The sequence below is a fragment of the Capsulimonas sp. genome (assembly GCF_039929585.1).
Lineage (GTDB): Bacteria > Armatimonadota > Armatimonadia > Armatimonadales > Capsulimonadaceae > Capsulimonas.
Window position 1 is genome coordinate 13,962 of record NZ_JBDSQY010000172.1, and the last position, 15,637, is coordinate 29,598.

The window sequence follows — 15,637 nt, forward strand, 5'->3', positions numbered from 1 at the left end:
CGGAAGTCCCCCTGCGGGGACTACATAATCTGAAACGGATGCTTATCCCATATGATATCACATAAGACGCTCATGTCTCCGACAATGTAACCCGCGCAGGTGGGTTTCCGCGCTCTTGCAGGCCGGGAGCCCTTTGGGCGTTCAACCGCCGGCCCCCAACTCGCGGCGAACGGGTCTTGCGGTTATCCTACAGCCAGGGGAAGCTGCTCTTGGGGATAAAGTAGATCACGAACGTCCAGTTGAAGCCGCGGTCGTACTCGCTGTGGATGCTTGTACTGGCGGTATTCCCATTGATGATCGGCGCGCTTTCCTGCGCCCACGAGCCGTTCGTGCCGTCGCCCCAGTTGTCCTGCATCGACCAGCCGACCGTGACATTGGAGGCGTCGTAGGGCGCCCACGGCCAGTGGAACGTATGGTCGCGATGGCCGACATGATACTCTTCCTTGTAGTTATCGCTGGCGGACTGCACCGTCAAGCCGGGCGTGGTGGTGGACGTCAGTCCAAAGCCCTGCGTGCTGTCGCCGCCCGATCCCACGCCGGGCTCCGAGGCCGCCATGGGCGCAATGCCGAGATAGAAGTTGTAAACCGCCAGCGGTCCCTGGAGCGCGGCGGCCAGCGCCTGGGCCTGTCCCAGAAACTTGTTCGTCGTTGCGGGATCGTAGGGCAGAGCGCCCTGGGAATCCGTGAATTCATTGGCGAGATAGGTGTATGCGCCGCCAAAGGTGACGGCGGGCGGAACCCCGGTGTAGGCGGCGGTCTGGTAGTAATCCGGCAGGGTGTTCATCACTGACTGCAATTGCCAGAGCGCCGTGCCGAGCTGCTGAACCAGCGCGAAGTTGTCCGGGTCGATCGGCAGCGTGATCGGAATCTTGCTGTCGAGGTAGGAATAGTGGATGAAGCGCGCTCGCTGAGGCACAAAGGAGGAAGCGCTGTTATTGGCGAGGAACCACGCCACGGCGTCCGGGATGCTCGCGGGCGAATCGTTGATCGGCGGCGGGTTCCCGGAAACGCCGATCATGGTGACGTTGCAGTTGACGCTGACGCTGTTCGACGACATCGACTGCTCGAAGGCGGCAGCGCCGGCGGCGGACATGATGTCGTTGTTCGCCTTGACCTCCGTCGAGAACTTCATCAGCGATTCGCTGGTGGATGTGCTGCACGTATACGTCGCGATAAAGCGCGCGCCAATCGTGGCGGTGGCGCAGAAGTAATCGCCGTATTGATTGCGGAACTGCACGGGGTCGGCGTCGGCCACCTTCTGCGCCGACGCCGTCAGCTGATACGGCGTGGCCGGCGGAGCGTATCCGTTGCTGATGATTTCATAGAACGCGACGATCGTGAGCGACGTGTCGGAGTAGGAAACGCTCCGCATAAATGAAGCCGACGCCGAGACTTCGATCGTCTGACTGTTGTAGGCGCCGGAAACCTCCGTGGAAACGAGACTGTCGTAATCGTCCTGTGTGGAGATATACTGATAACTCTGCGTGACATTGACCGAGGGGAACGCCCCCAGTTTGATCGGCTCCACGGCGCTCTCCGCCGTGGCGCCCGAGGCGACGTTGAGCCCGTCGCCGTAAGAATAACCGTTCCAGGGCTGGTTGTCCAGCACCGGCTGCAAGTTTGTGACTGTCGCTGTGACAGCATCTGCGACCATTACCATGTGAGCCTCCGTTGTTTCCGATGGATAACGTTCTTCGCGACTTGCCGGACGGCAAAAAGCCCTTCCTCGATGCGAGGAAGGGCGACACGAAAAACGCCGGCCATCGTCAGAGACGGCAAGACATCACTCGATCGTTTAACTTCCCCGAAAAGAAGGACAGAACGTGCGACATCCCTGCCGAAGCGGATGGGCTCTTTGCAACTTTCGTCAGAAGTATATCCCAAAAACACAAAAGAGTCAACAATATTACAAATATTTATTTGCTAAATACACAACCAAACAGTAACACATAAACTTATCGTTTGCGAAACCAAATTCGGCTTTCCTCGTTATGGATTCGTGAGTATCTATTCAAAGGCGGAGAAAATCCATGTCCCCAGATCGCATCACCGCAGCTATGACCGCCTTATGTCTTCTCGCGCCCATCGCGCGCGCCGAGGGCGACGCCCCAAAGCCGCCGACCCAAACGCTGGCGCAGGCGCTCGCGCAGGCCGCGCCGCCAAAGTCGGACCTTTACATCGCGGTGGACGCCGACTTAATCCCGCCGCCAAAGGATGCGGCTCCGGCGGAGGCGGGCGATACGGCGTCGCAGATCGCCACGGTGTATGGCCGGAAGATCGGTGGTTTTGGAGACGTGGACGCCATCGCGCCGCCGACGGTGACGGTGATCGACATTCCTCCGGAAACGCCCAACATCTACGACGGCATGCCGCCCAAGCAGATCGTGAAGCTGCTTGCGGCGACGTATTCAGCGGACCAGTGGAAAGCGTTTCTGAGCGAAGACGGCGTCGGCTACGAGAGCCTCACGCGCAACGATCAGAAGCGTCTGTTCGAGGCGCTCTTCCCCGAGGGAAAGCTGGAGATAATACGTTCCGACGCCGCTACGCCCGACGCGCCACGGACCACGATCGCCGCCGACCAGCTGCGCAAGTCGCGCCTGCGTCTTGCATACAAGACCGGCATCGCGCTCCCGGACCCGGCCAGTCCCGGCTCGGAAGTCTTCGCCAACGATTACCAGCCGCCGGACAAGCCCACGCCCTACTACATGATGAACTCGCCCAGCATCGCTGTCGATAGGGAGTTCGGCGCGACCGTTCGCGAGACGATCCCCAACACGCTCAAGCCCAGCGACTTGAGCGACGACGATCCCGCATGGCGCGTCCAAATCTCCATGGATCCGATCAAAACCGTGGACGACGCCGCGCGGGTCATCTCCGCCGCAACGCACCGGGACGTGTACGCTGATCCCCGCTACGGCAGGAAATCCGTGACAATGCGCGGCCCACTGACGGCTCATCGCACCTATGACGTCATGCGCGCCCTCGCGCTCTGCGTCGGCGGCGCCTGGAGGAAAGTAGGCGACGCGATGGTGCTGACCAACGATCGGACCGGCCTCGCCGTAAAGCACGAGATGTGGCGAGAGTTTGAAGCGAAGGCCGCCGCGCTGGCGCCCAGCGGCAAATCGTACGACGCCGTCAAGCAGCCCGAGGGCGTCCACTACACCGTCGCCGATATTCCCTTCACCGCCGACGCTGTCAGTCTGACAGAACCCCAGCGGACCAAATACTTAAAGACGAACACGAACGCCATGGCGATGATGGGCGGGGACATGCTCAGGATCAAGCTTCCCTTCGCCCAGCTCAGCCCGGAGCAGCAGACGGCGGCGCGCCACATCCAGGAAGCGAACACGCGCGACCATATCAAGACGACGCTGGACGCCGATATTACCCTGCAATGCGAGCCGATGGTCCAGTTCGTCGTCCCCTCGCTCGACGCGCCGGTGCTGATGTTCCAAAGTTACGAACGCATTCTCCCATACGCTCCCGACGCTGATGGCGTCGATGCGCCCATGACGCCGGGCCTGCCGTTTGGCGATCCCGACGCCCAAGACGGACCGCCGCCGGCCGACGAGCCGCCAGGCGCTCTGCCGCCGCTCGCCCAAACATTCCGCCGCCGCGCCGTGCTCCTGGAGGCGAAGACGCCCGAGGAGATCGATAAGAATATCGCCGCCATGCGCGCGCTCGGCCTGAACGAACTCTGGCTGCGCGTCTCGCTCGGCGTTCGCGGCGCGGGCGACGCCGCCGCGCTCGCGCTTCTGGCCCACGCCGCGAAATCCGCCCAGGCGGCGCGCATCGCGCTGATCCCCGCCGTCCGCGTGCTCGCCTGGGGCGCCGACGTTCCCGAAGATCTGCTGGACCGAACCGTCATGGGGCGCACCACCGAGCAGGAATTCGCCGTGACTCAGCAGGGCGGCCCTGGCGCTCATAATACCGTCACGCCGTTCGACCCGCAAACCGCCGGCCGAATGGCGGCGTTCATCGGCAGGGCGTCGCGCATTCCCGGCGTCGCGGGGATGCTCTGGACCGATATTACCCCGCACGGCTATGAGGTGGAGGGCATGCTTCAGGGCGGCAGTCAAGCGCTCGGTTATACCCTCGTGGGACGTCTCGCCGCTCTGCGCACGCTGCACGCCGACCCGCTGGACATCCATTCCCCATTTCACGGCGCCACACGCGCGAACATCAGCCTCCCCGGTTTCGGCGAAGACGCTCCGGTCGAAGGCAAACTTTACGACGCCTGGGCGGCGCTGCGCGCGAGCACGGAGCACACGTTCAAGAACGCCCTGTTCGACGCCCTGCCGGCGTCCTACGCTCCCGGTCCGAACCACACCCCTATCCTCGTTCCCCCGGTCGGGTCCGAGTCATTGTACATTGGTCAGTACGGTTCGTGGGACGATTGGACACAGCCGCAGCCCGCCGCCAAACTCATCCCGATCCCCGGCCCCGACGGCAAGCCCAACACGAACGGTCTGGTGACCGAAGCCCTGATTACCGCACGGACCTATCAGAACGTTCCGCTCATCATTCTGGAAAGCTACGGTCCCGCGAAAGCAATGGAAGGCGTCATCCGAAGCCTCCGTCGTTTCTCACAAGCGAAAGCGGAAAACTTCGTTCTGGACGGCTCCAAAGCCCCCCAAGCCCTCCCGGCGCTTGCCGATCTCGTGACGGCGGGAAAGTAGGGTTTGGCGCGCTGCCGCTCATGTCGGTTTTGTTCTATTGGGGCGGTGTATAATAGAAACGAGCGTGAAAGTTCAGCCGTGACGCGAGGGTAAACCGAGATGACCTATCAGCAAATACCACCGCCGGCGTATCTCCGGGAGATCGTTCGAGATTTCTGGACGATGGATCACGATGGGGATGCGCCGCAGTCGCTCGGCCCATTGGTGGATGGCTGCCCGGGGCTGATCGTGCAGCAGCCGCGCGGCGGCGCGTTTGGCGGTCACCCGGACAAGCCGCTGCCGGAGGCGTTTCTGTACGGACAAACGACACGGCACATCGAGCTGTCTGCGTCGGGCAAGGTGACGCTAATCGGGGTCCGTTTTGCACCCGATGCATTAAAGTCGCTCTTTGGATTTCACGCCCGCGAGCTGACGGATTCGTGCCTGGACTTTCGCCTCCTGCTCTCGAAGAGCCACGCGCATTTGCCCGAACAGCTTGCCGAAACCGAGACCGTGCAGGGACAAGTCGATCTGCTAGCGCGTCATCTTTTCACCCAGCTTCAGAACGAGCGAGCCCAGGCCGATCCCGTCACGCGGTACGCCGTCGCACGGATGGAAGAGTCGTCGGGGGCCATTGCGCTCAAGGACCTTCGAGACGATCTGCAATTGTCCGAACGGACCTTCGAGCGACGGTTTGAACGGCAGGTCGGCATCCCGCCGAAGCTGTTTTCGCGCGTCTGCCGGTTCCAGGCGTCGCTCGCGCAGATGCGCCTTCGTCGTTATGACAGCCTCTCCGATGTCGCCTTCGACAATGGTTACGCCGACCAATCGCATTTCATCCGGACGTTTCAGGAGTTCGCCGGATGTTCACCCCAGGAGTTTCAAAAGTTATCCAACCATGCAAATCCATAACGCAAAAGGGAGCGGCAAGATGATCACATTGGAGAACATTGTTCTGGTCTGCGCGGCCATCTCCGCGTCGCTGATGGCGGGCTTATTTTACGCCTGGTCGTGTTCAATCACGGCGGGACTGGGGCGGCTTCCTGATGCAGAGTATTTGGGAGCGATGCAATCTATCAACATCGCGATCCAGAACCCGGTCTTCTTCGCCGGCTTCTTCGGCGCGCTTTTTCTCCTGCCGATCGCCGCCGCGATGCAGTACGCCCCCGCGCCTGGCCCCCGGTTCTGGCTGCTAGCCGCCGCAGCGGTCGCCTACGCCGTCGGCGTCATCGGCGTGTCAGTCGCGGGTAACATCCCGCTCAACGAAGCCCTGAACAGCTTTCCGCTGCACACGGCCACCGCCCACGAGATCGCCGCACAGCGTGTGAGGTTTGAATCCCCCTGGAACGCGCTCAACACCGTCCGCACGATCTCCGCCGTCGCCGCCGTCACCCTCGCAATCGCCGCTTGTTTGGCGCCGAAGCAAAACGCATGAGATTCGCCCCACCCGCCCTCTAAAAACCATGACATCCCGCCGGCTCCATGCCATACTATGGCTGGAGCCTCTGGCTCCGCTCGCACCAAAGGAGCCAAGCGTCATGCCCGTCGATATTTCCCTGCACACTCAGGACCACGGCCGCCTCGAAACCGTCGTTTTTCCCCGGGAAGCCACCCGCGACCTGATCCCCTACAGCGACCCCGATTATCCATTGCTTTCGGCGATGGACCCCGGCGACTTCACCTTTTTCTCCCACGACCAGATGCCCGAGCTTCTGATCGAATGGCGCCGCCTGATGGAAAACGCCGAGACGCCCGACGACCGCGACTTCCTGGCGCGTGTCGAAAAGCTCGCGGAGAAGTGCGCGAGCCAGCCCGGATATTATCTCAAGTTCGACGGCGATTAGGACAGAGCTTTTGTGCGCAACTTTCTGAGCCATTTCGGGTCACATTCATCGTCAGATGATAATATCTTGAGTAAAAACGAATGACCTTAATTTTGAAGCCATCGGACACAAAACGGGCCGCGGCAGTGAAGTGGATCGTGAGATCGATCCTTTTAGCTGTTTTATTTGTTGGGTCGGAACTCTTTCTCGCCAACCAGTGGCGTCATCCGATTGAGCCGGCGCGATTGGGGTTCTCATTGGGGATGGCTGTGGCGATGCCTTGGATGGCAAAAAGGCCGCTTACTCTTCACATACTTGTCCTATTTGTGTGGATGGGCTTTGCAGTGTCTGCCTATGCAATCGTTCATCTGCTCGCCCTGGTCCTGCACATGACTCATTCGACGCGCGCCTGGGAGACAGCCGCGATTGCGGCGCTCTTGATGGCGCCGAGCGTCGTGATCGCAGCCCGATGGCAGCTCAGGATCGATCAAGAGGACGCGCAGCGTGCGGCTTTCATCACCAAAGTATAGGGGCGAACCAATTGGAAATAGAAAGCATAGGCTCGTGACGCACTGCGCAACCTTATGCGCAATTTTCCATTTTATGACTTGTCGTACAGACATCGGAGGGCTGGGGCGGAATGCATCCTGATAATCGCAGTCAACGGGGTTTCACGCTGATCGAGCTGCTGGTGGTGATCGCGATCGTCTGTATTTTGGCGGCGCTGATCTTCCCGGCGTTCGCGTCCTCGCGGGCGAAGGCGCGGCAGAGCGCCTGCGCTTCCAACCTGCGCCAGCTGGGCGTGGCGTTTACGCTTTATTCCGACGACAACGACCAGTACTTCCCGCATGGCGGCGACGCCGTCGATAAGAACACGAGCATCTGGAATACGGCGGAGGGCGGCGATTTCGGGAACGACGTGCAGCAGATGCCGGCGCTGACGGACTTGCTGTCGCCTTACATCAAATCCAAGGAGATCTGGCGCTGCCCTTCCGACAGCGGCGGCGATTTCGTGGACGCCGGAATGGGAGCCATTCCCCTCTCGGCAAGGCCGTCCTATTACGAGCAGTTCGGCATCAGTTACTCCTATCGCACGGAACTCGGCCTGAAGCGAAAGTCGATCTCCGAGACGGCCGCCTACGAACCACTTCCGCCGTACACCGCGCATGGCCTTTCGGAGATCAACGTGCTGTTCGACAACATCGGCAGCTGGCACGGCGACCGGTCAAACGATCGCTACAATGTCCTGATGGGCGACAGCCACATGACAAGCATGACGCGCGACTGCCTCGATCAGACCTGGAGCCTCACGCTGAACCCGCCCAATTGAATATTGGGGCGCGCGGAGACGTAAAATAACGAACACGCGATGAGGCCCATTGATGGTTCGCCCACCACAAGGCGACTAGCACGCTCGATTTTGTCTGTCGGCTGGAGTTACGATTGGTGACGAAAAGTTTTTCTCTTGCAGAACGAATACGAAATTATGATCAGGCAAACCCACTGCAAATGTGGGTCATTCAAGTGGCGATCATTCTTGCCATTTTCCTGACGCTCGCCCGCAGCGATATCCGGCTGATGGTCTTTACGATCAGCATCGTTACAGGTCGATCGCTCTCCCTGCGCCTGCTTCGGTTCGCGGAGGAAGAACAGCGGCGTGATCCCGTCAATCCCTCACGCGAATTTGCGATCGCCTTACTGGCGCTTTTCTTCGCGGCGTGCAGTATCGGCGGCGTCACAATGGCGATACTATCACATGGCAAATGGGGCACAGCGCTGATGCTGCCGATTTCGATCTTGTTAAGCTTTGCTCTGGGTCTCGGGATCGCCGCTCGACGCCACCCACTGGGGCAAGGCGTCGCGTTTGGGATAGCCGCACTGATAATATTAGGCCCCCTTGCATCGACTGCTATCCGAATGACGCACTTGTTCGGTCATCATTAAGACATAGCGTAGCATGGATGCGCTTTTCGCGGCAGGAGCAAACGCCGCTCTCGGCAAAGGCGGCGATAACGCTGCGTCTCTGCTGGCGCTAATTGTACTGACACGACTGGCCATACAGTCATACATTCGATTGGACACTCCGCCGCTTAACTACTGATGAAACCAAACAATCCCTGGGGCAGTACGCCCTTTTTTGCCGCGCATACGGGTGATTATTCCGAGCTGCGCCGGATGCTGGCGCAGGGCGTCGATCCGAATGTCCCCGACCACATGGGACATCTGCCGCTGGCGCACGCCGCATCGCACAACCGACGGGAGATGATCGAACTGCTTCTTGCGGCGGGCGCGAACGCGGCGCCGCCAGAGGGGATTGCTCCTCCCCTATCTTATGCCAAAGATATCGCGATTGCCGAAAGGCTGATTGCCGCCGGCGCAAATGTCGACGCGGTTTCTCGTGAGGACTACGGTTTCCACACCGAACGCACCGCGCTGATGCAGGCGGCGAGCGCAGGAAACTTGGAGATCGTGCGACTGCTCCTTCGCCATCACGCCAGACTTGATTTGCGGGACAGAGATGGTAAAACGGCGCTTCAGATGGCCGCCGCTTACGGACGCGCGCAGGTGATCGAGGCGCTTCTGGAAGCGGGCGCCCCGGTCGGCTTTTCCGAAGCCGCGCTGCTGGGCGACACAGATAAGCTCCAGGAAATGCTGGAGGGCGTACCGCCCCCATCGAACGCCACAGTCACGCACGCTTTTTTTGCGTCCGTTCAGTTCGGGAACCCCGAAACGGTGGCGCTGCTGCTGGAGCATGGCGCGGATGTGAATGCGCTCGCGGCGCGAGGCTCCCTGACGCCGCTGATCCTCGCCGTGCGCCGCCCTGACCCAGAACTGGTCCGGATATTGCTCGCTCGCGGCGCGGATAAGGAAGCTTTGGACGGCGCTGGGCAGACGGCGCTGCACTCCGCAGTATCTCCGAGAAATCCGCGCGGCCTGGAGATTGCCGAAATCCTACTGGACGCCGGCGCCAATGTCGACTGCCGCGTTCGTTACCGGCACGTTCCTCAGGAAACTGGGAGGCCCGGAACCACACCGCTGATGCGGGCGGCGATGAGCGGAAATCTTGAGATTATCCAGATGCTTATTCGCCATGGCTCCGATCTCAATCTGCGCGATGCTTCCGGGCGCACGGCCCTGGAAATTGCGGCGGGCGGACGAAACCATCAGGCGGCTATCGATGCGCTGACAGAGGCCGGCGCCGCCGTCGGACTCATCGAAGCCGCACAAATGGGTGACAATGATCAGATGATGGAATTGCTGGAGCAGGCGCCCGATCCACAAAGCGACGAGATGGCGCAGGTGTTCTGGAACGCAGCCGGATCGTGCGGGATTGGGGTCGTGACGCGAATGCTGGAGCTTGGCGTCCCCGTTGATGCTCAGTCCCTTCGCGACGAAACAGCGCTGATGCGCGCGGCGTATTGCGATCGGATCGACATCGGACGACTGCTGATCGATCGCGGCGCGGATGTGAACGCCGCCAATATCACCGAGGGCGTCGCGCTGCACCGCTGCCATAGCAGCCCCGATTTCGCTCGGATGCTCCTCGCGGCCGGCGCCGAGATCGACCGCAAAAATCACCTCGGCTTCACGCCGCTGATGGTCGCCGCACAGCGCGGGACGGACGAGTGCGTGCGCGTATTGATTGAAGCCGGGGCCAGCGTCAATCATCGGAACAATCAGGGTGTGACCGCCCTGATGTTGGCCGCTCTCTTCGGAAACGAAGAAACCATCGGTATGCTGGCTGCGGGGGGCGCAGACACGGAGGTCGTCAACGATCTCGATGAGAACGGCGGCGGAGGCAGGACAGCGCTCATGTTCGCAGTGCTGAAATCCCGCGCCGCCGCCGCCCAGGCGCTCCTGGACGCCGGCGCAAATACCGAGAACCAGGGCCTCAAGCGCGAAACGCCGCTGGCGATGGCGATCCGTCTCGCGGACATCAGCGGCGACACGACCATGGTCGATCTCCTGCGCGCGGCGGGCGCAAGCGAGCAGCAAAGAGACTGAACCTCGAAACGGGAACGGATAATTCACGATGAAACACTTAGCATCGGCGCGAGCAAGCGCCTCGTTCGGCAAGGGATTCCAGGCCTTCTTTTACGACCCGGACGCCGGCGCCGGCGATCCGCGGCGGTGTCGAAGATGGGCGATGCGCACGTTTTGCCTGCTTGTATTCATAGCGCCGATCGTCTTTCTGCGAATGCATACGCACAAGCCGGGAACAGAATTGGCCGCCATTCGCATTCTCGAAATGATTCCGGCGCTCGCCTGGGCCTCCACTTACTCAGAGAAGGCAAAATCGTATTTCATAGTCGGGCTCCTGTTCGGATACACGATTGAGCTGCCGTTAGAAATCGCATTTCACTCCTCATTGCATCCCCATACGCTTGTCTCCTATCTTCAGTGGCAGGCGGACACCCTCTTTCCCATCTTGCTGGGTGCGGGCCTGGTGCTGCTGCGGGAGCGCGCCGGGCGCGGGCGGCGCCAATTCTCCGAAACACACTGATTTGGATGCCCCCGGCCCCTACAGGGCCGGGGGCAACTGATGGCGCGGACGCTGAGAACGAAAGCCCAGCGAGAGCTTCCATCGAACGCACGATTATCTGCGAATGAAGTCCCAGGTCTGCTGGCAGCCGCCGCCGCCCCAGCTCCAGAGCAGGACGTTGGCGCCGGCGGCGCCGGAGCATCCGGAGCCGTCGAGGACATCGTGCTGGCCGTTGCTTTTGGTCCCCGCCGTGGCGATCACGAAGCGGCCTCCGGAGGTTTGCGAGATCTGCCACTGCTGGCAGGCCGCGCCGTTCCAGTCCCAGAGCTCGATCTGTGTTCCATCGTTCGGGCTGCAGCCAGTACAGTCCAGACTGCGTCCGCCGTTGACGGTTCGGATGGAGTAGTAACCGTTGTTCAGGTTCGTCACCTGCCACAGCTGGTTGTTTCCCTGATGGTACGTGTCGATTTTGATCACCGTACCGTTCCCGCTTCCCGCCTGCCAGCAGTCGAGCGTGTTGCCGGTGGTGGAGGCGGATATTTCGTAGACGCCGTCCTGGATGGCCGGCGCGCCGTTCTGATACTGGCGCACGTAGTCCACGTTGAAGTAGGCCGTGCCCGCCGTGCTGCCGTCCGGGTTGCCGGGCCAGTTACCGCCCACGGCAAGGTTGAGCAGCATGTACATGGTCTGGTTGTTAAAGACCCAGTTGCCGCCACCGCCCTGGTTGAACTGGCCGGTGAAGGCGCCGTCGACGTAGAAGGCGCAGTAGCCGGGCTGCCAGTTCACGCCGTAGTTATGATATGTCGTGGTGGAGCTGTTGGGCGTGGTCTGCAAGGTCGGATCCCAGCCGGGCATGTGCAGGCTCTGGTGGTTTTCCCACTGGCCGTTGATCTCCTCGGCGACATCGATCTCGCCGCAGGTGGGCCAGCCGACCGAGCCGATGTTGTTGCCCAGGAACCAGAACGCGGGCCAGTAGCCCTTGCCGCCGTTGGGGAATTTGCAGCGCGCCTCGTAATAGCCATAAGGTCCCATGGAGACTTTCCCGGCAGTCTTCAAACGCGCCGAGTACCAGGTTCCCCCGGAGTTCGTCGCTTTGATCTGCATGACCGAGCTGTCCGTCCCCGAGCCGTCAAAGACCTCATGCGCGTTGTCCGCGTTGCTGGTGTAGTTTTGCAGTTCGTTGTTGCCCCAGCCGCCGCCGCCGGTATCGTAGTTCCAGTAGACGCCGGCGGGAGTCGCCCCGAGCCGCGCGTCGGAGAACTCATCCGCCCAGACCAGGCCCATGCCGCCGGGCGCCTGCGCGTGAGAGGTTTGCCCCATCCCCAGCAGCGCCAGTGCGGACGCAGCCAGCGCCGCCGTCCGTGCAATGCGATAGCTTCGGCGTTTCCTAAGAATGGTATTGCTTCTATTGCAATCTAACTGAGTATTCATGCCCTGCATATCTCCTTTTCTCTCCGTCGCCGAAAAATGAGACTGCGCCCTTTGTGGACGCGGATCCGTCTAAAGACGCTACTGGATGGCAAATGTCACCAAAACCAACAAATCCAAACAAAAGCCACACAAACAAACTCTTTAGCTCGAACCGTTCCGATTATATCAAAGAACCTCCATTGTGTCAAGATCATACGTATACGCAAAATCCATAGAAAAACCTAATAAAATCCAAATAAGAATCGCAGCCGTCGTCCCCCGGATATGAAATCCGGGTCTGGGAAGCGAAACGCTAACCGTCCGTGCCGGACGAACAAATATTTGTGGTCGATAATCCATCGTTTGTTTGTCCGGCACGGACAATTAGTCGCGAAGCGACTTCACAGACTCGGTTTTTATAACCGGGGAACGATTGCCAACACGGATTTCATATCTGGGGCGCGATGACAGCCCCGAATGTGCTTAACAGGAAGCGACAACGTCTTGCTTCATTGCCGCCTCCCCTACTGCCCGATCTCATACCAAACCGTCTTGTACCGAGCGCCGACCGTGAAGGTCAGCGCGCCGTTTTTGTAGGTGGCAGGGACGGGCGTGCGGCGTTTGCCGGTGGCGTCGAGCGCCCAGACGCGCCGGGCGGCGGAGGGGGTCATGGTGATGGTGGCGGGGACGCCTTCGGCGATGGTGGGGCCGTGGCCCCATTGATTGCCGACGCTGGTGCGGTCGGCGTTCCAGCCCATCTCCTGGTTCTCGACTTTGCCGACGAGGGTGAGGAGCAGTTTATGAGAAGAGCTGACGGGTTTGCCGTCCATGGCGGTGAGGGTTCCGGCGGCGAAGTTATTGCCGAAGGTCGGGAATTGGAGCGTCACCTGGGACTCGGACCCAGCGGGACGCTTGCCGTGGATGGAGTTTGTCCAGAAGACGCTGTTGAGATCGATCGCGTGGCCGCCGTAGTATCCGGCGAACGCCTGCGCGCCGGGGCTGTCGGCGACGTACTGGGAGTTAGTCGCCAAGGCGGTGATGAAGGATGAGCGAACCCAGCGCGCCTTGCCTCTGGCGGCAGCGGGCGTGACGGGTTTCTCCCGGCGCACGGCGGCGGCTCCGGGCGCGATGGCTAAACGCTCGTTGAGCGGGTCTTTTGGATGGAACTTGAGGCTGGGATCGCGCCACACGCTCTCAATGCTCGCGGTATGCAGAAGCCGCGCGGGGATCGGGATCGTGGTGGCGGAGGCCGACGGGAGAAACGTTCCCGCCCGAAAAATCATCGCGGCGGCGGGCAGGAAGGCGGTTTTCGCGGGGTCGGAGCCGATGCCGAAGAAGCCGCCGATCTTATCGTTCGGGGCGCCGGTCCCGTAGTCGCCGTAGTCGAACAGATAGATCATGTCCCAATCTTGCGAGGCGGCGAAGGTGGCGAGTTCGGGGAGCGTCTCGGCCCGGAAATCATTGGGCGCAGCATGGTTGTATTCGGAGATGGAGTACGGCTTGCCGGCGACACGGTAGCGGGCGAGGCCCAGGAGGGTCCCATCCTTGCCGGCGGCGAGGTCGGCGGCCATCGGGGTGTTGCCGATGTTCCAATCGACCGAATCCCACGGTTTGTGCGGGAAGCTGGGGTGCTGCCAGTAGGCGTGGTTGTCCGCGAAATCCATCGCCGCCTCGCGGCCGATGCTGGTCAGCCCGCCGTATCCCATCTGCGAGCAGATAATATTCGCCTGCACTCCCAGATCGCGCTTGAGGTAGGCGCGCATCTCATTGGCGTAGGCGCGTTCGGTGTCGGCGAGAAAGGCGATCCAGTCATCGTGCTGCGCTTTCAGGGCGGACGAGGGAATAGCGATGTTCTTCGCCGCGAGCGATTCCCCCGGCTGTAAGCCGGCGCCGTCTGCGCCAGAGTGGATTTGCAGGCCCGCGATCCAGACCGTCCCCGTCTGGCCGCCCAGCGTGAAGGCGAGGCGAACATGCTTCGCCACGGCGTCATGGGCGGTAAACACATAACGGAACGTCTTCCACTCGGTCGTCAGCGCCGCGTTCGCGCCCAGCCCCACATTGCGCCAATCGTCCTGATCCAGCGACGCCGCCACGGGCACGGTGCGCGCCGCGTCGGATTTCGCCCGGAAGGTCACAGTGTAAGTCCCGCCGTTAGCCAGATCGAGCCCCGTCATATGCGCCTGCACATGCCAATCGACGCCATCGACCGCGCGTACCTCGGCCTTAATCGCCTGCGCTTCGCGCGGCGCGGGACCGTCAAACGTTCCCGGAGGGTTGAACGCGCCTTCGTTCGTGGGACCGAAATCCGCCTGCGACGCCCCTTGATGTTCGTACGACCATTCCGAGGCCAGGGTCAGCAGTCCAAAGCCGACGGGCGTCACGCCCGCAAGCCACGCCGCCTTGAGTTTCTCATCCGTCCCATACTTCTTCGCCAGCCACGCGTTCCAAAATTCCGTCAGCTCACTCTTAAAGGGATCAGGCAGCGTGTCTAAGTCCGCGCCCAGCGTCGCCCACGGATCGCCGACGAGCGAGTTCTCGTTGTTGATCTCAACCACCGCGACGGCTGGATCCTTCACATACGACAGCTTCGTATACGGGTTCACATGCGTCAGCAAATCGTGCGCGTATTCTTTCTGCCGCGCGATCATGGTCCGGTCAAACTCATCCACCCGCTTATCAAACCCGAAGGTTATCTGCGACACGCTCGCCGGAAACCCATCGGCTTCCGAAAACTTCCGGCTGACATGCAAATTCAAATTCACATACACGCCGTTCTTCTTCAGCTGCGCGATCAGATAATCCAATTTGTCCAGCTGCGACGCGCTGATATGTCGCCGATCTGTAACATTGTAATCCCAAATACTCGACTCCTGCCCCCAGTCGCTGTTGTCCATATGATGGAAGCGAACTAAATTAATCCCCAGCTTCGCCACGCGCCGCGCCACCTTCTCCGCGTCCGCATGCGACGGAAACGCGCCCTTCGCCACAAAGTTCGTCGCCAAAAACTTAATCCGTTTTCCCGTCTTGGACTCCACAAAATGCCCGTTTTTCGCCACGATTTTGCCATGCGCTCCCGCCGGCCCATCGTTCAAAAACGACACATCGGTGATAACGCCGTGGGTAGCGTCGTCCCAGGGGAGAACGAAGGGAAACATGGGGGATGGATCGGCCGCGAGTGTGGGGCCGGCGGCAAGAATAGGAAGAGCGGTGAGGGTCAGAAGAGTGGCGGATAACTTCATTGTGGTACTCCTGGGTTGCTTGCC

General features: G+C 61.0%; 12 protein-coding genes. 9 read left to right on the forward strand and 3 right to left on the reverse strand.

What is annotated here, in order from left to right; genetic code table 11:
* Nucleotides 1-187: 187 nt before the first annotated feature.
* Nucleotides 188-1,660 (reverse strand): hypothetical protein, encoded by a 1,473-nt coding sequence (locus ABIZ35_RS11935; protein WP_348220128.1) that lies wholly within the window; start codon nt 1,658-1,660, stop codon nt 188-190.
* A gap of 370 nt (nt 1,661-2,030) precedes the next feature.
* On the opposite strand from ABIZ35_RS11935, the gene ABIZ35_RS11940 reads away from it, so the two are divergent.
* The 9 genes from ABIZ35_RS11940 to ABIZ35_RS11980 all read left to right on the forward strand — a co-directional run bounded on the left by ABIZ35_RS11940 (nt 2,031) and on the right by ABIZ35_RS11980 (nt 10,985).
* On the forward strand, nt 2,031-4,679 hold the full coding sequence (locus tag ABIZ35_RS11940; RefSeq protein WP_348220129.1) for a hypothetical protein: 2,649 nt from the start codon (nt 2,031-2,033) through the stop codon (nt 4,677-4,679).
* 99 nt (nt 4,680-4,778) lie between these two features.
* Entirely contained in the window at nt 4,779-5,570 is a 792-nt protein-coding gene (locus tag ABIZ35_RS11945) for a helix-turn-helix transcriptional regulator (RefSeq protein ID WP_348220130.1), read from the forward strand.
* Between the two features lie 19 nt (nt 5,571-5,589).
* Nucleotides 5,590-6,093, forward strand: a complete 504-nt coding sequence (locus ABIZ35_RS11950) for an anthrone oxygenase family protein (protein ID WP_348220131.1) — start codon at nt 5,590-5,592, stop codon at nt 6,091-6,093.
* Between the two features lie 103 nt (nt 6,094-6,196).
* Complete coding sequence (locus tag ABIZ35_RS11955; RefSeq protein WP_348220132.1) at nt 6,197-6,502, forward strand: hypothetical protein; 306 nt, start codon at nt 6,197-6,199, stop codon at nt 6,500-6,502.
* A gap of 323 nt (nt 6,503-6,825) precedes the next feature.
* The gene (locus ABIZ35_RS11960; RefSeq protein ID WP_348220133.1) at nt 6,826-7,011 is read left to right on the forward strand and encodes a hypothetical protein; all 186 of its coding nucleotides are present in this window, start codon (nt 6,826-6,828) and stop codon (nt 7,009-7,011) included.
* Nucleotides 7,012-7,121: 110 nt separating this feature from the next.
* Nucleotides 7,122-7,811, forward strand: a complete 690-nt coding sequence (locus ABIZ35_RS11965) for a type II secretion system protein (protein ID WP_348220134.1) — start codon at nt 7,122-7,124, stop codon at nt 7,809-7,811.
* Nucleotides 7,812-7,990: 179 nt separating this feature from the next.
* On the forward strand, nt 7,991-8,425 hold the full coding sequence (locus ABIZ35_RS11970) for a hypothetical protein (protein ID WP_348220135.1): 435 nt from the start codon (nt 7,991-7,993) through the stop codon (nt 8,423-8,425).
* 156 nt (nt 8,426-8,581) lie between these two features.
* Nucleotides 8,582-10,486 (forward strand): ankyrin repeat domain-containing protein, encoded by a 1,905-nt coding sequence (locus tag ABIZ35_RS11975; protein WP_348220136.1) that lies wholly within the window; start codon nt 8,582-8,584, stop codon nt 10,484-10,486.
* A gap of 28 nt (nt 10,487-10,514) precedes the next feature.
* The gene (locus ABIZ35_RS11980; protein ID WP_348220137.1) at nt 10,515-10,985 is read left to right on the forward strand and encodes a hypothetical protein; all 471 of its coding nucleotides are present in this window, start codon (nt 10,515-10,517) and stop codon (nt 10,983-10,985) included.
* Nucleotides 10,986-11,078: 93 nt separating this feature from the next.
* On the opposite strand, the gene ABIZ35_RS11985 is transcribed toward ABIZ35_RS11980, so the two are convergent.
* Together ABIZ35_RS11985 and ABIZ35_RS11990 are read right to left on the reverse strand one after the other, a co-directional pair.
* Nucleotides 11,079-12,395, reverse strand: coding sequence for an RICIN domain-containing protein (locus ABIZ35_RS11985; RefSeq protein ID WP_348220138.1), 1,317 nt, complete (start codon nt 12,393-12,395; stop codon nt 11,079-11,081).
* Between the two features lie 503 nt (nt 12,396-12,898).
* On the reverse strand, nt 12,899-15,613 hold the full coding sequence (locus ABIZ35_RS11990; protein ID WP_348220139.1) for a carbohydrate binding domain-containing protein: 2,715 nt from the start codon (nt 15,611-15,613) through the stop codon (nt 12,899-12,901).
* Nucleotides 15,614-15,637: the final 24 nt, after the last annotated feature.